This window comes from Vibrio sp. J502 (genome assembly GCF_025397955.1).
GTDB classification, from domain to species: Bacteria; Pseudomonadota; Gammaproteobacteria; order Enterobacterales; family Vibrionaceae; genus Vibrio; species Vibrio anguillarum.
The window spans coordinates 835755-858101 of sequence record NZ_CP104554.1 but is presented as its reverse complement, the minus strand read 5'-3'; the positions used below and the strand labels follow the sequence as shown (position 1 = coordinate 858101).

The following is a 22347-nucleotide window of genomic DNA, read 5'->3' as shown; positions in this document are numbered from 1 at the left end:
TATTTTAATCTATGCCTTGATTATAGAAACAAACTCGGTACAACAAATTGCTACTCGCAGCCCTTCAGCTCAATGGACGCAAATAAGCCAAGAAGCGTTTTTCAGCCTGTTTGAAGCAGAACAAAATAATGAAGGTCAAGCCCATATAGAACAAACCTGCGGTTAAAAATGACTCGAATGGGGCATAATAACGAGAGTTCACTAAACGCGCAGCCCCCGTTAAATCCATAATGGTAACAATACCAGCAACCGCAGAACCGTGGAGCATGAAGATAACTTCATTACTATAAGCGGGCAGTGCGCGCCTTAACGCACTCGGTAGAATAATTCGTCGATACGTTTTCCAAGTACTCATTCCGTATGCCTTCGCCGCTTCAACTTCGCCTTTAGGCAACCCATTGATCGCACCGCGAATAATTTCAGCCGTGTAGGCGGACGTATTGAGAACAAAAGCAACCAACGCGCAAAACCAAGCGTTTTCCCACAAGGTATCTTTCACCGGGAAAAATTGATCCATTCCATAGTAGATGAGATAAAGCTGGACCAATAACGGTGTACCACGAAAAAAGTAGGTATAAGTCCATGCTGGAGTACGAATAAAATAGTTGTGGCTATTTCTAGCAATCGCTAAGGGGATGGCAAGGCTCAAACCGATGATTAACGACAACCCCACCAGCCAAACCGTTGTCCATAGCCCACTAAAATAAATTGGTAGGCTTTGAGCAATAAGGGAAAAATCCATATTTACCTCGTGTGAATGCTAAACTTGCGCTCAACCAATTTGAGAAGACCGGTTGATACACTGGTAAAGAAAAGGAAGATCACTGAGACAGCCATATAAAAGGTGAATGGCATTTTTGTCGAACCCGCCGCGAGTGAGCTGACTCTGACCATATCTTCTAATCCAATAATGGAAACAAGTGCCGTCGTTTTGAGCAATACCAACCAGTTATTACCAAACCCTGGCAATGCATGACGAACCATTTGAGGAAGCAAAATGCGTCTAAATGCTAAGGTAGAACTCATACCATACGCTTTCGCCGCTTCCATCTCTCCTTTATCAACCGCCATAATAGCGCCACGAAAGGTTTCAGCCATATAGGCACCGAAAATGAAACCTATGGTTAGTATCCCAGCAATGAAAGGGCTAACATCAATATAATCGGGGAGATAAGCGGTCCATTCATGGCTCGGGTCACTTGCCATAAACCAATTGTTTAGCCATTCGTTGATTGAATAAAGGCTATTATTCAACAATATTTGACCGCCAAAGAAAATAAGCATCATTAACACAAGGTCTGGAATACCGCGAATGATGGTCGTATAAAGAGTGGCAATGGCTCTTGCCCAACGGTAAGGTGCAAGCTTGGCTAGCGCACCTAGCATGCCAAGTAACATGGCAAGTAATAAAGAGAGCACGGCAACTTCAATGGTCAGCACCGCTCCCTTCAAAATTGAGGCTTCATATCCGTGTAGGTCCAACATAATTCATCCCTAGTCCCTGGAGAATTTAACGGCTGGGTACTTCTGGAACTAGGATCCAGCCGTTAAGAATCAATGGATTCCCATCATAATTGAGAAGGTGGAGTCAACTGAGCTAACCAGTCCTAATTACAGAGTGATCGATAAACATATTCATATGCTCGGCCCACTCTCACCTTCTAATTATATGGGTAAGATATGATGTTACAGCTTATTCACCGTATACATCGTAATTAAAGTATTTGGTCGCAATTTCTTGGTAAATCCCTTGTTGACGAAGAGATTTAATCGCCATATCAAGTTTTTGAGTGAGATCTTTGTCTTGTTTACGAACCGCAATACCAAAACCATCGCCAAACCATTTCGGATCGGTTAATGATGGGCCGACGAACTCATACGCTTCGCCGCCCGCTTTGTTAAGCACACCCTCTTCCAATGCAGAGGCATCACCCAATACTGCCGCAATACGACCATTGGCTAGGTCAAGATAGGCCTCATCAAATGAACCATAACGGACAATTTCAACTGCATCGCCATAATTATCAGTAAGATACTTATCGTGCGTTGTTGCACGTTGTACACCAATTTTCACCCCTTTTAGACCTTCTTTAGAAAAATCCAACGCGGCTCCCTTCTTGGCGATAAATTTATTGGGAATTAATGCGTACTTACCAGTGAAATCGACTTTTTTCTTGCGCTCGTCGGTAATCGACATGGCTGCAATAATCGCGTCATATTTACGTGCAAGCAGTGATGGGATAATGCCATCCCAGTCTTGTGGAACGATTTTACATTCCACTTTCATCTCCTTGCACAACGCATTGGCCATATCAACATCAAAGCCTTTGAGAGATCCATCAGCCTCTGTCCAGCTAAAAGGAGGATAAGCCCCTTCTATACCAAAACGAACCGTCTTCCATTCTTTCGCTTGGGCCATACCAGTCATTGCACTAGCAGCAACGGCTGCAACTAATAACCACTTTTTCATTTCCATACTCCTGTGATTGAGGTCTTACTTATTTATCATGCTATGTTTATGTTGGTTTTGCTTAATGTTTATGTTGGTTTTGCTTAATATTTATGTCGTGACGAATACCACAACATAATGAACACATTAATAAATAGAGGATATAAATTGTTTTAACCGTTCAGATTTAGGCTGGGTGAACAGGATGGCTGGATCTCCTTGCTCTTCCACTAAACCTTGGTGCAAGAACATCACATGGTTTGAAACATCGCGAGCAAAGGCCATTTCATGAGTCACTACCAGCATAGTACGGCCTTCTTCTGCCAAGTCTCTCATAACACCCAACACTTCACCCACCAATTCAGGATCAAGTGCAGAAGTGGGCTCATCAAACAGCATGACTTCTGGCTCCACGGCCAACGCTCTAGCAATCGCCGCACGTTGTTGTTGCCCACCAGAAAGGTGACCAGGATAATAGTCTTTACGTTCATACAGGCCGACTTTTTTTAGCAGCACCTCAGCACTCTCGATGGCTCGTGCTTTCGGTACTCCTAACACATGAATTGGTGCTTCAATAACGTTTTCTAACACCGTCATGTGCGACCAAAGGTTAAATCCCTGAAATACCATAGCAAGGCGTGAGCGAATTCGTTGCACCTGCTTTTCACTCACAGGTGAAGCTTCACCTTGCCGATTTTTTTTCATTTGAATGAGTTCACCATTGACCCAAATATCACCAGAGGTTGGTGTTTCAAGTAAATTGATGCATCTAAGAAAGGTACTTTTTCCCGAGCCAGAAGAACCAATAATGGAGATCACATCACCCTTACGAGCTTCTAGTGAGATTCCTTTTAGTACTTCGTTTTGACCAAAGGTTTTGTGCAGCTCTTTAATATTCAGCGCCGGTACATCAGTCATGCGCTTAACTCCCTGTATTTGCTACTGCAGAGTATTCCAACTCCCATTTTTGATGCAAACTAGCATTCACACCGAAAACATGCAACAAATTATTAACCTGGAAATAAGGATATTTAGTTATTTTATCTGATTAAAAATTCACATTTTAGCCAATACTTCTCCATATGGCGCATATAAATGGCACATCAAGCAATTAACAGTTAACTCATTTCATTAACATTTACTTAAAAATAGACAACCTATTCATGTATAAAGTACACCTAGATTCATAGGATATTTAAGGTCATTAATATCATTGAAACTCTTTTACAAACATCACAATGTGAAAACTTATTTCAAGCAAGTAACGCCTCAACCCCCCGTTTTCATTAGGCTGCTGTAGTTTTCTTTCACATTTATTCTTAAAGTGATCAAGATCAATCACCCTAAAGGATAAGCAAGCTAAACTCGCGAGCAAAGATAAGGTTGTATAAATAACCACACTCTCTTTTTTAGTTGTTGTTATGCAAGCACATATGAGATGTGCTACATATTCAATTAAAAACATTACCGCTTCTTCGCGGATTACTAGGATTCAGTACGAATTACTAACTTTTAAAAAATATGAGGAATCTATGCCAGACGTAGTCAACAATGAGCGCTCAGAAATCGAGACGAAAAGCTATAAAGAGCTGCATCGTCCAGCATCTGAGTTTGCAAGCCGTTCAGATTACCTAGACCACGAACTGCAAATCATGAAGCCCCGTCGCTTTGGTTTGAACTTACCTGGTCGTGACTTCCGTTTTGAACTTGAAGATTTTGTACCAGCCATCGCGGGCACAATCGGCATCATCGCCATGTACTCAGCGGTAATGATGTCTTGGGCTGATGGCCTAACCCAAGCATGGGATCACATTCATCTAGGTAAAGACTTCGCGATTGAAGTTGCACGTGTAGAGATGTTATTTCCTGCCCTCTTCTTCTGTGTTATTGCCTCTGGTTTCTTAAACCCAAAAGCCAACTTAGCTGGCAACCATGGCCCAATGATCCCTCTTATCGGCTCAATCGCATTAGCCGGTGCACACCCTTTGGCATTGGCAATTTTGCTTGGCGTTTTTGGTCTTCTCTTAAGTTACTTTAAAGGAGGCTCGAAACTGGTCAATCTAACCTCCGAGGGAACCGCAGGCGGGTTGCTTATCTTCCTCGGCTTTACCGGAACAATGAGCCAAATTGGTTCTATCCAAACTTGGGCTACCAGTTTGCAATCGGCCGATGTCGCCGCAGGCAGCTTAGGTTACGTTGGCCTAGTGGTTTTAGGTGTCAATATTGTGCTGTATGCATTTCTTGCAAAAATCAACATGCGTTGGTTAGCAATTCCTGTCTGTGCAATGACAGGGCTTGCGATTGCGCTTTTATTCGGTACTGGCTTTGATCTTCAATTTGAAACTCAAATGGGCTTACCTAACCTTAATCCTGTTTACTGGTGGGGCTCAACCACTGAAGGTTGGATGCTTGGTTTGCCAACAGTAGAGCACTTTATCGCCTCATTGCCCTTTGCTATTTTGGCCGTTGCGATGTGGTCACCAGATTTCCTTGGTCACCGAATTTTCCAAGAATTGAACTATCCAAAGAGAACTGAAAAAGTACTGATGGATGTTGATGACACAATGACCATGTGTTCAATTCGTCAAATGGTAGGTACAGCACTTGGTGGTGGTAATATCACATCGTCATGGGGAACGTATATGATCCCAGCGGCGATTGCTAAACGCCCAATTCCTGGTGGTGCCATCATCTTAGGTTTATTGGTCATGACTATTGCTATCCTTGGCTTCCCTATGGACGTAGCGGTTTGGCCTCCAGTGATGCGTATTGCTCTATTAGTAGGGGTATTTCTTCCTTTACTAGAAGCGGGTATGCAAATGGTAAGAAACACAAAAGATTCACAAGCAGCGGGCATCTGTATCTTTGGTAGCGCTGTGGTGAACCCTGTTCTAGCGTGGGCATTGACCATGCTACTCGATAACAATGGCCTAATTGGCGACAAAGAACGTGCATCAAAGCTGTCTTTTATCGATAAAATCATCATTCCAGGTGGTGTGCTGATCATCTGTTTAATTGCTATGCTTGCGGTTGGTATGCTTGAAAACCAATACGGTTTAAAAGCTTGGCTATAATGAGCTTGGACTAATACGAATTTGGGTAGTGCTCGCACTACCCAAACTTTATTTGAAAAATTTAACTTTTATTGATTTAGTTTAAGGTTTGCAAAAAAATTTTAGTCTAATCTTGCATTCAAGGCTTAAAAGCACAATATCTATATTCAGATAATTGAATAGTGTGAATATAGATATTGTATTAATAGAGTGTACTGCTCCTTTCGAGGATAACTGGCTCAACGGTGAAGACGGTACGTGTTTTTTCTACTAAAAAGGTAGGTATGTCATGGCAGAGCAATTTGCTAAAGCTTGGGAAAGTTTTGTTGCAGGTGAGTGGCAAAACGAAGTTAACGTTCGTGATTTTATTCAAAAGAACTATACGCCGTATGAAGGTGACGAATCTTTCCTAGTTTCTGAAGGTACTGAAGCGACAAACAAGCTTTGGGCTAAAGTAATGGAAGGTATCAAACAGGAAAACGCGACTAAAGCCCCTGTCGATTTCGATACTGACGTTATTTCTACCATCACTGCTCACGATGCAGGCTACATCGAAAAAGATCTTGAAACTATCGTTGGTCTACAAACTGAGAAACCACTTAAGCGCGCTATCATCCCTAACGGTGGTGTGCGTATGGTTGAAGGTTCTTGCAAAGCATACGGTAGAACTCTTGACCCTATGATTTCAAAAATCTACTCAGAATACCGTAAAACTCACAACGCTGGCGTTTTCGATATCTACACTCCTGATATTCTAGCGTGTCGTAAGTCTGGTGTTCTGACGGGCCTTCCTGATGCTTATGGTCGTGGCCGTATCATTGGTGACTACCGTCGCGTAGCACTTTACGGTATTGATTTCCTAATGAAGGATAAGCTTGCTCAATTCACTTCTCTACAAGAGCGTTTTGAGAACGGCGAAGATCTAACGGCAACGATGCAACTTCGTGAAGAAATTGCAGAGCAACACCGCGCACTTGGCCAAATGAAAAAAATGGCTGAAAAATACGGTTTTGACATCTCTCGCCCAGCAGAAACTGCACAAGAAGCTATCCAGTGGACTTACTTCGGCTACCTAGCTGCTGTTAAATCACAAAACGGTGCGGCAATGTCGCTAGGTCGTACTTCGACTTTCCTAGATATCTTCATCCAACGTGATCTAGAAGCGGGTAAAATCACTGAAGTACAAGCTCAAGAAATGATCGACCACTTCGTAATGAAGCTGCGTATGGTTCGTTTCCTACGTACTCCTGAATACGATGAACTATTCTCTGGCGACCCAATTTGGGCAACAGAATCAATGGGTGGTATGGGTCTTGATGGTCGTACACTCGTTACGCGTTCTAACTTCCGTTTCCTAAACAGCCTATACACTATGGGTCCTTCTCCAGAGCCAAACATCACTGTACTTTGGTCTGAGCAGCTACCTGACGGCTTTAAACGTTTCTGTGCAAAAGTATCTATCGATACTTCATCTATCCAGTACGAAAACGATGATTTAATGCGTCCAGACATGAACTCTGACGACTATGCTATCGCATGTTGTGTATCGCCAATGGTTGTAGGCAAACAAATGCAGTTCTTCGGAGCGCGTGCAAACCTTGCTAAAACCATGCTTTACACCATCAATGGTGGTATTGATGAGAAGTTGAAAATCCAAGTTGGTCCTAAAATGGACAAGATCGCAGGTGAGTATCTTGACTATGACGAACTATGGGCAAAAATGGACCACTTCATGGATTGGTTGGCGAAGCAATATGTGACCGCACTAAACAGCATTCACTACATGCACGACAAATACAGCTATGAAGCCGCGCTAATGGCACTGCATGATCGTGACGTTAAACGTACGATGGCATGTGGTATTGCTGGCCTGTCTGTTGCTGCTGACTCTCTATCAGCAATCAAATACGCAAAAGTTAAGCCAATTCGTGACGAAGATGGCCTAGCGATCGATTTCGAAATCGAAGGTGATTATCCTAAATTTGGTAACAATGACGCCCGCGTTGATGACATCGCATGCCAACTTGTTTCTACGTTTATGGGCAAAATCCGTAAACTTAAGATGTACCGTGATGCAATTCCAACTCAGTCTATCCTGACTATCACTTCAAACGTGGTATATGGTAAGAAAACAGGTAACACACCTGATGGTCGCCGTGCTGGTATGCCTTTCGCACCGGGTGCAAACCCAATGCATGGCCGTGACGAAAAAGGTGCAGTAGCATCATTGACTTCAGTAGCGAAACTACCGTTTGCTGATGCACAAGATGGTATTTCTTATACTTTCTCTATCGTTCCAAATGCGTTAGGCAAAGAAGAAGCAAGTCAACGTGCCAACCTTGCTGGCCTGATGGATGGTTACTTCCACCATGAAGCAGGCATTGAGGGTGGCCAACACCTAAACGTGAACGTGCTTAATCGCGAAACTTTAGAAGATGCGGTTAAACACCCTGAGAAATACCCTCAGCTGACCATTCGTGTATCTGGCTATGCTGTGCGTTTTAACTCACTGACTGCTGAACAACAAGCTGACGTTATTGCACGTACTTTCACTGAATCTCTATAATTTCAGTTAAATTACTAGCAAAATAGTTAAGCCCTGCTCGATGAGTGGGGCTTTTTTATACTCAGAAATCAAAAATGCGTAATGCATCGACCACAAATGTTACGCTTACCACATTTATTTTGATTCAATTGCCTATTTATCAACTGAATAGCGCATCTTTCCTATATGATTAGGGTTTGTCTATACTCTGCAGTGTTCGTATGAAGCTATTTCACATTCTTCCATTGACGTTACTCAGTGCTTCTGCGCTGGCCTCTCAACACGCAACGGTTGCTTTTAACCTCGATAACGATGGCGTATTTGGCGTAGATCGCGACTACACCAATGGTTTATTTTTAAGCTACACCTCAGGGGCGATTGCTCCATATTGGTGGGCTAAACCACTTAGCCTTTCGGTTTGGGGAGCGGCCCCATTGGACAAATGGGAAATCAGCATTGGCCACAAAATGTGGACTCCTTCGGAGATTTCTCTTACCAAACCAGAGCCGAATGAACGACCTTACGCTGGGTATTTACACACCGAGCTTAACTATATTAGTTTGCATCCCCAACAAGCCACGCGGGCAAATTTAACCATTGGAACCACCGGAGATGCTGCGCTTTCTGAGAAAGCGCAAAAGTTAGTGCACAGCATAACTAAATCTGACGAACCCAATGGTTGGGCCTACCAAGTAGAGGAAAAAATCGTCGGCAGCGTGGGTTATCTATCTCACTTTAATCTGACACGATACCGCAGCTATGCAGGAACTGACGTTGAGCTTTCCAACGTTTCAGAGGTCAATGTAGGTAACTTTCGCAGTGATCTCTCCACAGGTTTTATGATGCGTTGGGGGACCGATCTTGCGGGTAACTTTGGCAGTGCTCAAATCAGTGCAGAAAACCCTTTCTCGGCAGGGATGATTGGTGCCTCGGATACTGGATGGTTTCTATTCGGAGGTGTAGAAGGACGCTATCGCTTCAATGACATTACCATCGAAGGAGATAGGCCTTTAAACGGATTAGATCACCCATCTGAATATTACCAAGTTAACTTGGAAAATCTTCAGGCGACCGCCGTAGTTGGTGCGGCTTGGTATATTCAACAAGTCGGTGCGAGTTTAACGTTCACCGCAAACACACCTGAGTATAAGGAAGACAAAAGCTCCATTCACGGTGTCGGTAATATTTCTCTTTTTGCTTTTTTCTAACGTTTAGCAAACTGAAATTATATGGTGAAACTTTGGCAGTCTACACTTAGGCTGCTAGAGCGTTTATCCACAATCTGGCTGGTTGCTCTTAACTGTTCATTGTTCTCTTCCAAGGCTTTCATGGCTCGAGATATTTGTATCATATTATCTGCCATTGAATGGCTAGTCGTCGCCAAATCTCGGATCGATGCAAAAATGGCTTCTGTTTTATTCGCCGCTTCATCTGCTTTTTTGATAATTTGCGCGATGGCCTGTATTGCCTCATTACCTTTCTCTTGCCCACTCTGCATAGACTGCTCAGATTGCGCAATATAAGTGATTACTTCCGCACTTTCCTTTTGCATAGTATCAATAGTGCCGGAAATTTCGGCCACGGCATTGACCGTTCTTACTGCTAAACTTCGAACTTCATCAGCGACAACAGCAAAGCCACGACCTTGCTCTCCCGCTCTCGCCGCTTCAATTGCGGCATTGAGTGCCAATAAGTTAGTCTGCTCGGCAATACCATTAATGATGTCCATCACCGAGTCTACTTTTGCAGAAGCTTGTTCAAGTTGATGAATGTGGCCTGCGGCCGAGCTTAGGATTTTACCAACCTCAACCAGTGACGTAATAGCAACGGAAATCACTTTTCCTCCCTCTTCTGCGCTTTGCATAGAAGATTTGCTGAGTTCCGCAACAAACTCCAATGAGTTAGAGACTTCTTGGGTCGTCACGCTGACCTCTTCTGTGGCCGATGCCAATAATTGCGTTTGTCCCAAAACATCAGATTGATTTGTCACCAAAGTGTCTAATCCAACATTCAGTGATGCGGCATCACCAGACAAGGCTTCACTGCTTTTCTGCACACCACTCACCAATTTCCCTAAATTTTCACAGCTTTGGTTAATGGCCAATGCCAGTTGATTGAATTCGTCCTTTTCGTTATTCGTCATCGGCATACGTCGTGACAAATCGCCACGCGAGATATTGTTCAACACGTGAATAGTTTGCGACAAAGAACGAGAAAGAGAAAAACTAAAGGTAAGGAAAATAGCAATGGTCAATATGGCAAGTAACGCACAGGCCGCCAATACAGACCACTGTGTTTGCGATGCGGTCGTTTTTGCGGCCAACTGATATTGCTCACTCAACGCGGAAAGCTTGGTTGAAATATCTTGAATCACCGACTTAACTTGCGCCTCTGTATCGCCTCTTTGTTTCTCCATCACTTGCAATTGCTGAGACAGTTCACTCACACGTAAAAAAGCCTGTTTAAATTGTTGTATCTCTTTTTCATACAGATCTAACATCGAATAAGAATCAGACATATTGACGAAACTGGCCATAGCACGATTAAACAGTTTTAAGTTTTGCTCCGTGGGTTCTAATAAATAATTTTGCTGCGCCTTAACCATGGCTTGAAAATCCGAGTTGATTGTAACCATCCCCGTCTCATCTATCTTTTTCTCTATCGTGGTGGCCAACGTTTTCAGCTCACCCAGCTTACCTTCGTTAACGTTGAAACCCACCTCTGATTTCACTTGCAACCAAGGACGCAAAAATTGGTCAAATTGTTTGGCCGCCTTGAGCAACACTTCCCCTTCTTGAGCAAAATTGGTCTTTTGCAGGAAAGCAACATTAGCATTCACCTCTCCCATCAACTGATCCAATTTATTCAAAATCGAGTTGACCTGATTGCCTTGCATGTTGTTTAGCTCTGATGCAAGCGACAACAAATTTGCTTGAGTAGTAAATATCGCCACAGAACCGGATGCCACTTCGCCACTGGAGCGATACTGTTCATCCATTCCCATCAAGCTCTTTGCGGTATAAATCCCTAAACCTAAAAAACCAACACAAAGGATAACTAAAAATAGACTGATTTTTTGCTTTTGAGAAAACTGTACATCCATGAACTATTCCTTATTTAAACCCTATCGCATTCAACGAGTTCTTATTTCTATACAGTGTAGTCAATGTGCAGAATTTCATGGCATTCATTTTGAGCCACAACATATGGTTTAGGATATGCGGCGGCAATTGCACATTAACCCTACTTAATCCCTACCATTTGTAATAAAATAACGGGCAAATAACCTATTCGAGATGAACTGATGTCAACAACTGGTCGTATTCATTCTTTTGAGTCTTGTGGCACGGTAGATGGCCCTGGAATTCGCTTCATTGTTTTTATGCAAGGCTGCCTAATGCGTTGTATGTATTGTCATAATCGTGACACATGGGACACCCATGAAGGCAAGGAAGTGACTGTTGAAGAAATCATTACCGAAGCAAAATCTTATCGCCATTTTATGAAAGCCTCTGGCGGCGGAATTACCTGTTCAGGCGGTGAAGCTATGCTTCAACCTGAATTTGTTCGTGATTTATTCCGCGCAGCGCAAGCTGAGGGTATTCACACCTGCTTAGATACCAACGGTTATATTCGCAAACACACAGACGTGATTGATGAAGTGCTCGATGCCACTGATTTAGTGATGTTAGACATCAAACACATGAAAGATGAGATCCACCATGATTTTATTGGTGTGTCGAATAAGCGAACCTTAGATTTCGCGCGCTACTTACACACCATAGGTAAAAAAACGTGGATCCGTTATGTGATTGTTCCTGGCTACACTGATGACGAAGAAGCGGCTCATATGCTTGGTGATTTTATTAAAGATATGGATAACATCGAAAAAGTAGAGCTGCTGCCTTATCACAAATTGGGCGCTCATAAATGGGAAGCAATGGGGTTAGAATACCCATTAGAAGGTGTGAATCCGCCGTCAAAAGAGACCATGGACAAAATCGTTGGGATCTTAGCTCAGTATCACTCAAACATAAAATATTGATTGCTTGATTTAATAACCATAAAAATGCCAGCATAATGCTGGCATTTTTATAGAGAGGCTAGCCATGCAGCTGGAACAACTTGCGGTGCTATTGCTCCTGCTACTTGTTGGGTTAACGACCCTTCGCGATTTTAAATACTCATTTTGGACAAAGTTTAAGGCCGAGAAATCCTTTCAGCATCTCACCTATTTTGCCTCTTTTGCGCTTTTTCTTTTGTGGTTAGCTCAAGCCGGAGTGACCGAAGGATTGCCTATCCATTTTCTCGGTTTAACAACCCTCACGATGATGTTTGGCTGGCGCTGCGCATTTGTTATAACTATTCCTGTTACATTCGCACTGGCGGTGGTCGGTAAACTGGCCTTCTTTAACATCCCCGAATACTTACTGCTATCATCGCTACTGCCAATCCTAGTTAGTTATGCTTTGTTTGCTTTGAGTTATCATTATCTACCGCGCAACATTTTTGTGTTTATTTTTGTGGCTGGTTTTTTAAATGGCGGCCTGACGGGTAGCCTGCATTTGGCCATTAACACCGCTTATCAATTGCTTCTTGGGCAACATGGCTGGCAAGTCATCCGCGATAATTACCTAATTTTTGTTCCTTTACTCGCTTTCCCAGAAGGGCTGCTCAATGGTATGGCGTTAGCGATACTATCCGTATTTAAGCCGGAATGGTTGCGTGTCTTTTCCGACAAAGATTATATCTATAACCACTTACACAAAAAGTGACAAGAATTGCACACATTTTATACTTTCCATATTAAATCCGTGTTGAGATCATGTTTCATTGTCGATAATTGCTGTTAACCTTATGCCATCAAATAGAACATAAAATTTAGTGAGGCTACCTCCATGGAAATGACCAACGCTCAACGACTGATTCTATCTAATCAGTATTTTTTGATGTCACAGATGGATCCCAACAACGCCAAAAAATACAAGCGGTTACAAACCATTGTAGAACGTGGTTATGAACTGCAAATGCGAGAACTCAACAAAGAATTTGGCTGCTTGACCGAAGCGGAGTGTCGCGAAGTGATCGACATCATGGAGATGTATCACGCCATGCAAGAATCACACAAAATGCTCTCCGATGCAGAAAGCAAAAATGTGGATCAGCGCCGCCTGCACTTTTTAGGGTTTGATATCGCTAAAGAGTCACAACGCGTTCATTACGTGCGTTTCTTGGTTGAGTCTGAAGGGCTTTACCCACAATTTGATAAAGCCGATCACCACTTCAACAGCCAAATGCCAATGTCAGATAAATATCGTCGCATGTTAACGGCTTGGCGTAATTGTCCTCGCCAATACCATTTGTCAACCGCAGAATTTACACAAATTTTTAATGCCTAAATTTTAATACCTAGCAAGGTAGGCTGACGAAAGATGAAAAGACGCAGACACTGCGTCTTTTTTACATTCCCCCTCGCAGTTATTAACTCCAACACCAACTTATCCCTCGAACTCTTGATATTCACACACTAAATAGTTCAACCTGCTCGACGTTATTACTGTCACGAAATTTAAATAAACACATAATTGTTAAGCAAAATTGTCAAACTCGGACTAGTCTTAAATTGTTATTAATTTGTGTTTTTAAGCGGTGTTGTCAGTTAGACAGTTTTCAGAGGGGAATTCACTATGAGTATTTTTGACCACTTTCAGGCACGCTATGAAGCCGCCAAGGATGAAGAGCTATCACTGCAAGAGTTTTTAGCTCTGTGTAAAGAAGATAAAAGTGCTTATGCCAATGCAGCAGAGCGGCTGTTAATGGCGATTGGTGAGCCTGAGCTGATAGACACAGCAAAACACCCCCGATTGAGTCGTATTTTCTCTAACCGGGTGATTTCTCGTTATAAAACTTTTGAGGATTTCTATGGCATGGAAGAAGCCATAGAACAGATTGTTTCCTACCTCAAACACGCTGCCCAAGGTTTAGAAGAAAGAAAACAAATTCTCTATCTACTCGGTCCAGTTGGTGGCGGTAAATCTTCACTGGCGGAGAAACTCAAAGCTTTAATGCAACAAATGCCTATTTATGTTTTGTCTGCAAATGGCGTTCGTAGCCCAGTCAATGACCACCCATTTTGTCTGTTTGATGTGGTTGAAGATGGCGAAATCCTCAAGCAGGAATATGGGATAGAAAAACGCTATTTACGCTCAATTACATCACCTTGGGCGGCCAAACGCTTACACGAGTTTGGTGGCGATATTTCCAAATTCAAAGTGGTCAAAGTACGACCTTCAATTCTCGATCAAATTGCCGTCGCAAAAACAGAGCCCGGTGATGAAAACAACCAAGACATTTCGTCACTGGTTGGGAAAGTGGATATTCGAAAACTCGAGCATTTCTCGCAAGATGACCCCGATGCATATAGCTATTCCGGTGCACTCTGTAAAGCCAACCAAGGGTTAATGGAGTTTGTTGAGATGTTCAAAGCGCCAATTAAGGTGCTTCACCCACTCTTAACCGCCACGCAAGAAGGAAACTTCAACGGTACAGAAGGGTTATCCGCCCTACCCTTCGATGGCATGATTTTAGCACACTCAAACGAATCAGAGTGGCAGACATTCCGTAACAACAAAAACAACGAAGCGTTTTTGGACCGGGTTTATATCGTTAAAGTCCCTTACTGTTTACGCGTCTCGGAAGAAGTGAAAATTTACCAAAAACTGCTTGAACACAGTGAACTATCCAAAGCGCCATGCTCACCAAGCACACTAGAATTACTTGGTCAATTTAGTATCCTCTCGCGCCTAAAAGTGCCGGAAAACTCGTCACTCTTCTCCAAAATGCGCGTCTACGATGGTGAAACGCTAAAAGATACCGATCCAAAAGCAAAAAGCTATCAAGAGTATCGTGACTACGCAGGTGTTGACGAAGGGATGTCCGGTTTATCGACTCGCTTTGCCTTTAAAATACTGTCGCGCGTATTCAACTTTGACCAAACGGAAGTTGCGGCTAACCCCGTTCATCTGTTCTATGTCATCGAACAGCAAGTTGAACGCGAGCAGTTCCCTCAAGAAATCGCTGAAAGGTATATGGAGTTTTTAAAAGGCTACTTAGTGCCTCGTTATGTCGAGTTCATTGGTAAAGAGATTCAAACGGCTTATTTGGAATCTTATTCTGAGTATGGTCAAAATATTTTTGACCGCTACGTTACTTATGCTGATTTCTGGATCCAAGATCAAGAGTATCGAGACCCAGAAACTGGCCAACTCTTCGATCGCTCATCGCTCAATAGCGAATTAGAGAAAATCGAGAAAACGGCAGGTATTAGCAATCCGAAAGATTTCCGAAATGAAATCGTCAATTTTGTGTTGCGCGCAAAAGCTAATAACAATGGGCAAAATCCGGTTTGGACCAGCTACGAGAAACTGCGTACTGTTATTGAGAAAAAAATGTTCTCAAATACCGAAGAGCTACTTCCTGTTATCTCTTTTAATGCCAAAACATCATCGGATGATCAGAAAAAACACGACGATTTTGTCGCTCGTATGATGGAGAAAGGTTATACAGAAAAACAAGTAAGGCTGTTGTCTGAGTGGTATTTACGCGTCCGTAAATCTTCTTAACTTCAAGCAAACCAAAACCTGTACATGCGTTAGCCATACGAACAATGGCTAACGTAAAGGTGACGTTTTCAAGGGGATACTCATGGCGCAATTTATCGATAGAAGATTGAACGGTAAAAACAAAAGCGCGGTCAATAGACAACGCTTTTTACGCCGTCATAAAGAGCAGATCAAAGAATCTGTTGCAGACGCAGTGAATCGTCGCTCCATCACCAACACCGAGTCTGGCGAAGATGTGTCGATCCCAAATCACGACATCAAAGAACCCGTGTTTCATCAAGGAAAAGGCGGTTTGAAAGAACGGGTTCACCCGGGTAATGACCAGTTTATTACTGGTGATAAAATTGAGAGACCTAAAGGTGGCGGACAAGGCAATGGTTCAGGACAAGGTGATGCGAGTGCTGATGGCGAAGGCCAAGATGAATTTATTTTCCAAATCTCTAAAGATGAATATCTTGATCTACTGTTTGAAGATCTGGAATTGCCTAATCTAGAAAAAAATCAAATCAATAAGATTACAGAATGGAAAACTCATCGCGCGGGTTTCAAAACGGCAGGTGTACCATCGAACATCGCTGTAGTTCGTTCTTTGCAACAATCACTGGCTCGCCGCACCGCAATGACAGCGGGAAAACGTCGTTTAATGGGGGAATTAGAAGAAGAGTTACTGCGCATTCAAAATAGAGAGCCCGCTCAAGTATTAGAAGAGAAGCGACTTAAGCAAGAAATCGAAGCGTTGCGTAAAAAAATTGAAAGTGTGCCGTTTATTGATACGTTTGACCTGCGTTTCAAAAACTTTGAAAAGCGCCCCATTCCATCGAGCCAAGCTGTTATGTTCTGCTTAATGGATGTGTCGGGTTCAATGGATCAAGCGACTAAAGATATTGCCAAACGTTTTTACGTGTTGCTGTATCTATTTTTAACTCGCACTTATGAAAATGTCGAAGTGGTGTTTATTCGTCACCATACACAAGCCAAAGAGGTGGATGAGCACGAGTTCTTCTACTCTCAAGAGACCGGCGGCACGATTGTTTCTAGCGCCCTGAAATTAATGCATGAAATCATTGAACAACGCTACCCACTCGGCGAATGGAATATCTACGCAGCTCAAGCATCCGATGGTGATAACTGGGCTGATGATTCGCCTCGTTGTAAAGAACTCCTCACCAATAAGCTTCTGCCATATTGCCAGTATTACGCTTATATTGAAATCACTCGTCGCTCACACCAAACCTTGTGGCACGAGTACGAAAAATTACAACCCTCATTTGGCAATTTTGCGATTAAAAACATTCGCACCGTGGATGACATATTCCCTGTATTTAGGGAGCTATTCCAAAAGGAAACAGCTTAGGGAGGCATACTAATGACAACAAAAGCGAAAGGTACTTCAAAACGCAAGAGCAAATTGTTACCAGACGGGCCTGACTGGACGTTTGAGCTTTTGGAGAAATACCATACTGAAATACGCCGGGTAGCTGAGTTTTATCGTCTCGATACTTACCCCAATCAAATTGAAGTTATTACCTCCGAGCAGATGATGGATGCCTACTCCAGCATTGGCATGCCGATTAATTACAGCCACTGGTCATTTGGCAAAAAATTTATTCAAACGGAACAAGGTTACAAACATGGCCAAATGGGGCTCGCGTATGAGATCGTTATTAACTCAGACCCATGCATTGCCTATTTAATGGAAGAAAACACCGTCACTATGCAAGCCTTAGTGATGGCGCACGCTTGCTATGGTCACAACTCGTTTTTCAAAGGCAACTACCTTTTCCAAACTTGGACGGATGCGAGTTCTATCATTGACTATCTCTTGTTTGCCAAAAACTACATTTCAGAATGCGAAGAAAAATATGGCGTACCCGAAGTCGAATCGCTGCTCGACTCATGCCACGCGTTAATGAATTATGGTGTTGACCGCTATAAACGACCTGAAAAAATATCGATAGCAGAAGAAAAAGCACGTCAAGAAGAGCGCGAAGCTTATCTACAATCACAAGTTAATGAACTGTGGCGCACCGTGCCCAAAGCAAAAACCAAAGAAGAAGATCTTAAAGTTCGTTTTCCAAGTGAGCCACAAGAAAACATTCTTTATTTCATTGAGAAACATGCGCCACTGCTTGAGCCATGGCAACGGGAGATCGTTCGTATTGTGAGGAAAATAAGCCAATATTTTTACCCACAAAAACAGACGCAAGTGATGAATGAAGGCTGGGCCACATTCTGGCACTACACTATCTTGAATCACCTTTATGATGAAGGTTTTGTTTCTGAGAAATTCATTCTTGAGTTTCTACACAGCCACACCAGTGTCGTCGCACAACCTTCTTACAACAGCCCCTATTTTAGTGGCATCAATCCATATGCACTTGGCTTTGCTATGTTTAAAGATATTAAACGTATTTGTGAAGAGCCAACCGATGAAGATAGGGAATGGTTTTCTGAGCTTGCTGGCACAGAATGGTTAGATGCGCTTCATTTTGCTATGCACAACTTTAAGGACGAGAGCTTCATTAGCCAGTATCTTTCACCTAAAGTAATGCGCGATTTCAAGCTGTTTGCCATTGTGGATGATGATCGTAAGAATTTCATTGAAGTTAGTGCCATTCACGATGATATTGGCTATCACGCCATCCGTGAAAAGCTTGCAGCACAGTACAATCTCAGTAACTTAGAACCGAATATTCAAGTTTATAACGTGGATGTTCGTGGTGATCGTTCCCTGACGCTTCAACACGTTCCACACGATAGAATTCCTTTAGATCAAAGCTATCATGAGGTACTAAAACACCTTTACCGTTTATGGGGATTTGATGTCATTTTGGAAGAGCTCAAAGAGAGCGGCCGACGTGAAATTCTAGCCGCCTGCCCACAACTCCGTGAAACTCGGATTTAGCAATCCGAGACCAAAGAGAAAAAGGAGCTATTTAGCTCCTTTTTCTTAGTTTTCCCTTCGATCTTAGCGTAAATTCAAACAGTTTAAGCGTTATGTGAACTAACGAGAGCACGGACCAATTCAAGATCCTCTGGTGTATCAACACCTGCAGGTGGTGCTTCTTTAGCAACGGCAACGTGAATTTTTTCACCATACCACAGTACTCGAAGCTGCTCTAAACACTCAATTTTCTCAAGTACACTGGGTTGCCAGTTGATATAAGTATTGATGAAACCAGCCCGATAAGCGTAAATACCAATATGACGTAGCAATGGCTGAATCACCGTTTGACCACCAGTTGCAAAATTATCTCTATCCCAAGGAATTGTCGCACGGCTGAAATACAGCGCGTAACCCTCTTGATCTGTTACCACTTTAACCGCGTTAGGGTTAAACACTTCAGCTTGATCAGTAATTTCAACCGCTAAAGTCGCCATCGGCGCGCTACTGTTGGCTAAATTGTTAGCGACCTGCTTGATGATGCTCGGTGGAATGAGTGGCTCGTCACCTTGTACGTTAACAATAATGTGGTGATCGGCAATGCCCATTAATTTCACCACTTCGGCTAAACGCTCAGTACCGGACTCGTGATGTGATGATGTCATACAAACATTGCCACCAAACGCATGGACAGCCGCTTCAACACGATCATCATCAGTAGCAATAACGACCTGCTCAGCTCCCGATTGTAACGCTTGCTCATAAACCCACTGAATCATGGGTTTACCGCCGATATCGGCCAAAGGTTTGCCAGGTAAGCGAGTTGACTGATAACGAGCAGGGATAACAACGGTGAAAGCCATTATCGTCCCTCATCCATCGTCATGCTGCGCGCTTCTGGCTCAAGCAACACAGGAATCCCTTCTTTTATTGGGTAGGCCAAACGATCTAATTTACAAATAAGCTCTTGATTTTCTTTATCATAAGTCAACTTACTTTTACATACAGGGCAAGCTACAATTTCAAGCAGACGGTGATCCATATGACTCCATTACCTCTTTTATTTTGTCCAAAATACGCCTTTCATCTGGCGAACTAAATTGCGCAGAAACGGGAAGATACCACCAGTTTTCTTGTGAAAAGGCCGCACATTTCACTGCGTCTTTTTCTGTCATGATGACGTTTGCTCCATGTTGCGCAAGCGCCTCTAATTCTGAATATTGATACTCTCGGTGATCAGCAAAACCTTGGGTCAATACCGTCTTTGCACCTAAAGCTTCTAATGTATTGAAAAAGCGCGTGGGATAACCAATGCCAGCAAAAGCCACTAATGCAGGTAACTGGCTCACTGGCGCTTGCTGACCTGTCACTAAGTTAACGGCTAAGCTAGGTGAAAGGTGCATAGCCAATTCGCCGTATTGAGCTTGACCGCCATTAGTCACAATAAAATCAACTTCCGCTAACCGCGAGAGTGGCTCTCTTAACGGACCTAAAGGCATGAACTGCCCATTACCGAAGCGACGAACGCCGTCCACGACTACAAATTCGAGATCACGCTCCAATGCATAGTGCTGAAGGCCATCGTCAGTGATGATCACATCAACACCCAACGGAAGCAGGGCTTGCACTGCTTGTGAGCGCTTTGGTGCAACAGCAACCGGAGCCCCCGTGCGCTGGTGAATCAATTTAGGTTCGTCACCGCAGTGAGCGGTTGGCGTATCACTTTGCAGCACTAATGGATAAACCGGAGCCTTACCACCATACCCACGCGAAACAACTCCTGGTTTGAAGCCTTGTTCTTGTAAAGCTTCCACTAACCATACAACCAACGGTGTTTTACCATTACCACCCGCGGTAATATTACCCACCACCACCACAGGAACGGGAGCCTTATAGCGCTCTTTTTTGTCCGCTTGAAACGCTCGCTTGCGTGCTTGACTGACCAACCGAAACAAGACACTCAGGGGCCACAACAGTGGCCACAACAAAAAACACGCTGGGTGATGTCCGAACCAGATTTTTTCAATCACTGATTAGTCACCAAATTGAATTCGATGTAGTTGGGCATACGCCCCATCCTGTGCAATTAACTGAGCATGATGACCACGTTCGATAATTTCACCCTCATCGACCACTAGAATTTCATCGGCTTCTTCAATCGTCGACAAGCGGTGCGCAATGACCAATACCGTTTTATTCTTTTGTAGCTCTTCAAGTGCTGATTGAATCGCTCTCTCAGATTCTGTATCCAACGCAGAAGTCGCCTCATCTAGGATAAGTACGGGTGCATCACGTAATAACGCTCGTGCAATCGCTACTCGTTGACGTTGACCACCCGATAAACTGGCTCCATTCTCACCAATCATGGTATCCAAGCCATCAGGCATGCTATTGATAAACTCCATGGCATGAGCAAGCCTAGCTGCGTGCTCAATTTGCTCACGCGTAAACTCATTTTCTGCCGCGTAGGCAATATTATTGGCAATGGTATCGTTAAAAAGGTGAACGTTTTGCGAAACCAGCGCAAAGTGAGTGCGTAAGTTCTTCAGTTTATAGTCACGAATATCATGATCATCTAGATAGATAGCACCTGAATCGACATCATAAAAACGAGTCAAGAGGCTCGCGATAGTACTTTTCCCTGAGCCGGAACGCCCAACAAGCGCGACAGTTTTACCTTGAGGAATCTCAAAACTCACATGAGACAGCGCTGGTTTTTCTTTACCTTGATAAGTAAAGGTCACATCCTGAACTCTAACGTCACCACGTACTTTTTCGGCTTCAAACTGACCAGTGTCGCGCTCGGTTTCTAAATCAATCAGCTCAAATAATGTTTGGCTGGCCGCCATACCACGTTGGAAATCGGAGGTAACACTCGTTAACGCTTTCAGTGGTCGCATCAAGCCAAACATTGCCGAGAATACCACCGTAAAAGTACCTGGTGTTAATTCGGCACGAATAGAATCAACGCTGGCTAAAAACAGCACAGTGACAAGTGCTAAAGAAGCAATCATTTGAATAATAGGGTCAGCAGTGGACTGCGCCGCAACCAGCTTCATTGTTTGTTGACGCATTTGATTGCTGACATGGTCAAAACGTTTACGCTCTACGTCTTGTCCACCATAGCTCAGTACGACTTTGTGCCCTTTTAGCATCTGCTCTGCTGAAGAGGTCACATCACCCATGGTGGTCTGCATCCCTTTTGATATCTTGCGAAAACGTTTAGAGACAATGCCAATCCCCATAGCAACCACTGGCGCAACCACGATTAATACCAAAGATAACTGCCAGCTATTCCAAAACATCAAGGTCAATAGGCCGATGATACTCGCACCTTCGCGAACAATGCTGACCAATGCACGACTGGTCGCCCCAGCCACTTGCTCTGAATCATAGGTGATACGTGATAACAGACCACCCGTTGATTCTCTATCAAAAAAACTAACAGGCATATGCATGAATTGATTGAAGATTTTTCGACGCATCAACATCACAACATTGCCAGAAACCCAGCTCAAGCAGTACGAGGAGACAAAGCCACTTAAACCACGCAGCGCCATCATCCCCAAAATAATAAAAGGCAGCACTCGCAAGAAATCGGATTCCGCATTCCCAAACCCTTCATCTAGAAGAGGCTTAAGTAATGACACCATATAGGTGTCAGAGACCGCATTGATAATCAATGCGACAACCGCAACTGCTAAGCCAGATTTATATAGGCGGATATAGGTCCACAGGCGTTTGAAGGTTTGCCAAGTGGTTTCGTCAGTATTGAGTGACATAGAAATGCTTTG

18 protein-coding genes are annotated in these 22347 nt (G+C 43.4%); 9 read left to right on the top strand and 9 right to left on the bottom strand.

Going from position 1 to position 22347, the window contains the following annotated elements; all coding sequences use genetic code 11:
* Positions 1–64: 64 nt before the first annotated feature.
* The 4 genes from N5E84_RS04150 to N5E84_RS04135 all read right to left on the bottom strand — a co-directional run bounded on the left by N5E84_RS04150 (position 65) and on the right by N5E84_RS04135 (position 3367).
* A complete protein-coding gene (locus tag N5E84_RS04150; RefSeq protein WP_019282050.1) occupies positions 65–742 on the bottom strand; it encodes an ABC transporter permease in 678 nt (225 codons plus the stop codon).
* A 2-nt stretch (positions 743–744) separates the two neighbouring features.
* The gene (locus N5E84_RS04145) at positions 745–1485 is read right to left on the bottom strand and encodes an ABC transporter permease (RefSeq protein WP_013856550.1); all 741 of its coding nucleotides are present in this window, start codon (positions 1483–1485) and stop codon (positions 745–747) included.
* Between the two features lie 208 nt (positions 1486–1693).
* Positions 1694–2470 carry an ABC transporter substrate-binding protein gene (locus N5E84_RS04140; protein ID WP_026028918.1) on the bottom strand — a complete coding sequence of 259 codons (777 nt, stop codon included), beginning with the start codon at positions 2468–2470 and terminating at the stop codon, positions 1694–1696.
* A gap of 126 nt (positions 2471–2596) precedes the next feature.
* On the bottom strand, positions 2597–3367 hold the full coding sequence (locus tag N5E84_RS04135; protein WP_013856548.1) for an ABC transporter ATP-binding protein: 771 nt from the start codon (positions 3365–3367) through the stop codon (positions 2597–2599).
* 614 nt (positions 3368–3981) lie between these two features.
* On the opposite strand from N5E84_RS04135, the gene N5E84_RS04130 reads away from it, so the two are divergent.
* The 3 genes from N5E84_RS04130 to N5E84_RS04120 all read left to right on the top strand — a co-directional run bounded on the left by N5E84_RS04130 (position 3982) and on the right by N5E84_RS04120 (position 9255).
* Complete coding sequence (locus N5E84_RS04130) at positions 3982–5523, top strand: DUF3360 family protein (protein WP_017042289.1); 1542 nt, start codon at positions 3982–3984, stop codon at positions 5521–5523.
* A 268-nt stretch (positions 5524–5791) separates the two neighbouring features.
* A complete protein-coding gene (gene pflB, locus N5E84_RS04125) occupies positions 5792–8068 on the top strand; it encodes a formate C-acetyltransferase (protein ID WP_013856546.1) in 2277 nt (758 codons plus the stop codon).
* Positions 8069–8268: 200 nt separating this feature from the next.
* Positions 8269–9255, top strand: a complete 987-nt coding sequence (locus N5E84_RS04120; protein ID WP_029388195.1) for a lipid A deacylase LpxR family protein — start codon at positions 8269–8271, stop codon at positions 9253–9255.
* A 17-nt stretch (positions 9256–9272) separates the two neighbouring features.
* Here the strand turns inward: N5E84_RS04120 and N5E84_RS04115 are convergent, their stop codons facing one another.
* A complete protein-coding gene (locus tag N5E84_RS04115; protein WP_017048071.1) occupies positions 9273–11150 on the bottom strand; it encodes a methyl-accepting chemotaxis protein in 1878 nt (625 codons plus the stop codon).
* A gap of 201 nt (positions 11151–11351) precedes the next feature.
* Between N5E84_RS04115 and pflA the strand changes: the two genes are divergently transcribed.
* The 6 genes from pflA (at position 11352) to N5E84_RS04085 (ending at position 18574) form a co-directional block, all read left to right on the top strand.
* On the top strand, positions 11352–12092 hold the full coding sequence (gene pflA, locus N5E84_RS04110; RefSeq protein ID WP_013856543.1) for a pyruvate formate lyase 1-activating protein: 741 nt from the start codon (positions 11352–11354) through the stop codon (positions 12090–12092).
* A 64-nt stretch (positions 12093–12156) separates the two neighbouring features.
* Positions 12157–12822, top strand: coding sequence for an energy-coupling factor ABC transporter permease (locus N5E84_RS04105; protein WP_013856542.1), 666 nt, complete (start codon positions 12157–12159; stop codon positions 12820–12822).
* A 123-nt stretch (positions 12823–12945) separates the two neighbouring features.
* Positions 12946–13446, top strand: coding sequence for a YfbU family protein (locus N5E84_RS04100; RefSeq protein WP_013856541.1), 501 nt, complete (start codon positions 12946–12948; stop codon positions 13444–13446).
* A 288-nt stretch (positions 13447–13734) separates the two neighbouring features.
* On the top strand, positions 13735–15669 hold the full coding sequence (locus tag N5E84_RS04095; protein ID WP_017042293.1) for a PrkA family serine protein kinase: 1935 nt from the start codon (positions 13735–13737) through the stop codon (positions 15667–15669).
* Positions 15670–15751: 82 nt separating this feature from the next.
* Positions 15752–17023: a YeaH/YhbH family protein gene (locus N5E84_RS04090; RefSeq protein ID WP_017042294.1), complete on the top strand. Its 1272-nt coding sequence runs from the start codon at positions 15752–15754 to the stop codon at positions 17021–17023.
* A gap of 12 nt (positions 17024–17035) precedes the next feature.
* Positions 17036–18574: a SpoVR family protein gene (locus N5E84_RS04085; RefSeq protein ID WP_019282053.1), complete on the top strand. Its 1539-nt coding sequence runs from the start codon at positions 17036–17038 to the stop codon at positions 18572–18574.
* Positions 18575–18657: 83 nt separating this feature from the next.
* Here the strand turns inward: N5E84_RS04085 and kdsB are convergent, their stop codons facing one another.
* From kdsB to msbA, 4 genes are read right to left on the bottom strand one after another with little or no spacing between them, the layout of a single operon-like run.
* Positions 18658–19416, bottom strand: a complete 759-nt coding sequence (gene kdsB, locus N5E84_RS04080) for a 3-deoxy-manno-octulosonate cytidylyltransferase (protein WP_019282054.1) — start codon at positions 19414–19416, stop codon at positions 18658–18660.
* Positions 19416–19595 (bottom strand): Trm112 family protein, encoded by a 180-nt coding sequence (locus N5E84_RS04075; protein ID WP_013856535.1) that lies wholly within the window; start codon positions 19593–19595, stop codon positions 19416–19418. Before N5E84_RS04075 ends, kdsB begins: the two co-directional genes overlap by 1 nt.
* The gene (gene lpxK / locus N5E84_RS04070; protein ID WP_019282055.1) at positions 19576–20583 is read right to left on the bottom strand and encodes a tetraacyldisaccharide 4'-kinase; all 1008 of its coding nucleotides are present in this window, start codon (positions 20581–20583) and stop codon (positions 19576–19578) included. The genes N5E84_RS04075 and lpxK overlap by 20 nt, the downstream gene beginning before the upstream one ends.
* A gap of 3 nt (positions 20584–20586) precedes the next feature.
* The gene (gene msbA, locus N5E84_RS04065) at positions 20587–22335 is read right to left on the bottom strand and encodes a lipid A ABC transporter ATP-binding protein/permease MsbA (RefSeq protein ID WP_019282056.1); all 1749 of its coding nucleotides are present in this window, start codon (positions 22333–22335) and stop codon (positions 20587–20589) included.
* Positions 22336–22347: the final 12 nt, after the last annotated feature.

What these genes read in the sequence shown, in the direction of transcription:
- N5E84_RS04150 (WP_019282050.1), bottom strand. Translation starts at nt 742, where the DNA reads ATGGATTTTTCCCTTATTGCTCAAAGCCTACCAATTTATTTTAGTGGG.
- N5E84_RS04145 (WP_013856550.1), bottom strand. Translation starts at nt 1,485, where the DNA reads ATGTTGGACCTACACGGATATGAAGCCTCAATTTTGAAGGGAGCGGTG.
- N5E84_RS04140 (WP_026028918.1), bottom strand. Translation starts at nt 2,470, where the DNA reads ATGAAAAAGTGGTTATTAGTTGCAGCCGTTGCTGCTAGTGCAATGACT.
- N5E84_RS04135 (WP_013856548.1), bottom strand. Translation starts at nt 3,367, where the DNA reads ATGACTGATGTACCGGCGCTGAATATTAAAGAGCTGCACAAAACCTTT.
- N5E84_RS04130 (WP_017042289.1), top strand. Translation starts at nt 3,982, where the DNA reads ATGCCAGACGTAGTCAACAATGAGCGCTCAGAAATCGAGACGAAAAGC.
- pflB (WP_013856546.1), top strand. Translation starts at nt 5,792, where the DNA reads ATGGCAGAGCAATTTGCTAAAGCTTGGGAAAGTTTTGTTGCAGGTGAG.
- N5E84_RS04120 (WP_029388195.1), top strand. Translation starts at nt 8,269, where the DNA reads ATGAAGCTATTTCACATTCTTCCATTGACGTTACTCAGTGCTTCTGCG.
- N5E84_RS04115 (WP_017048071.1), bottom strand. Translation starts at nt 11,150, where the DNA reads ATGGATGTACAGTTTTCTCAAAAGCAAAAAATCAGTCTATTTTTAGTT.
- pflA (WP_013856543.1), top strand. Translation starts at nt 11,352, where the DNA reads ATGTCAACAACTGGTCGTATTCATTCTTTTGAGTCTTGTGGCACGGTA.
- N5E84_RS04105 (WP_013856542.1), top strand. Translation starts at nt 12,157, where the DNA reads ATGCAGCTGGAACAACTTGCGGTGCTATTGCTCCTGCTACTTGTTGGG.
- N5E84_RS04100 (WP_013856541.1), top strand. Translation starts at nt 12,946, where the DNA reads ATGGAAATGACCAACGCTCAACGACTGATTCTATCTAATCAGTATTTT.
- N5E84_RS04095 (WP_017042293.1), top strand. Translation starts at nt 13,735, where the DNA reads ATGAGTATTTTTGACCACTTTCAGGCACGCTATGAAGCCGCCAAGGAT.
- N5E84_RS04090 (WP_017042294.1), top strand. Translation starts at nt 15,752, where the DNA reads ATGGCGCAATTTATCGATAGAAGATTGAACGGTAAAAACAAAAGCGCG.
- N5E84_RS04085 (WP_019282053.1), top strand. Translation starts at nt 17,036, where the DNA reads ATGACAACAAAAGCGAAAGGTACTTCAAAACGCAAGAGCAAATTGTTA.
- kdsB (WP_019282054.1), bottom strand. Translation starts at nt 19,416, where the DNA reads ATGGCTTTCACCGTTGTTATCCCTGCTCGTTATCAGTCAACTCGCTTA.
- N5E84_RS04075 (WP_013856535.1), bottom strand. Translation starts at nt 19,595, where the DNA reads ATGGATCACCGTCTGCTTGAAATTGTAGCTTGCCCTGTATGTAAAAGT.
- msbA (WP_019282056.1), bottom strand. Translation starts at nt 22,335, where the DNA reads ATGTCACTCAATACTGACGAAACCACTTGGCAAACCTTCAAACGCCTG.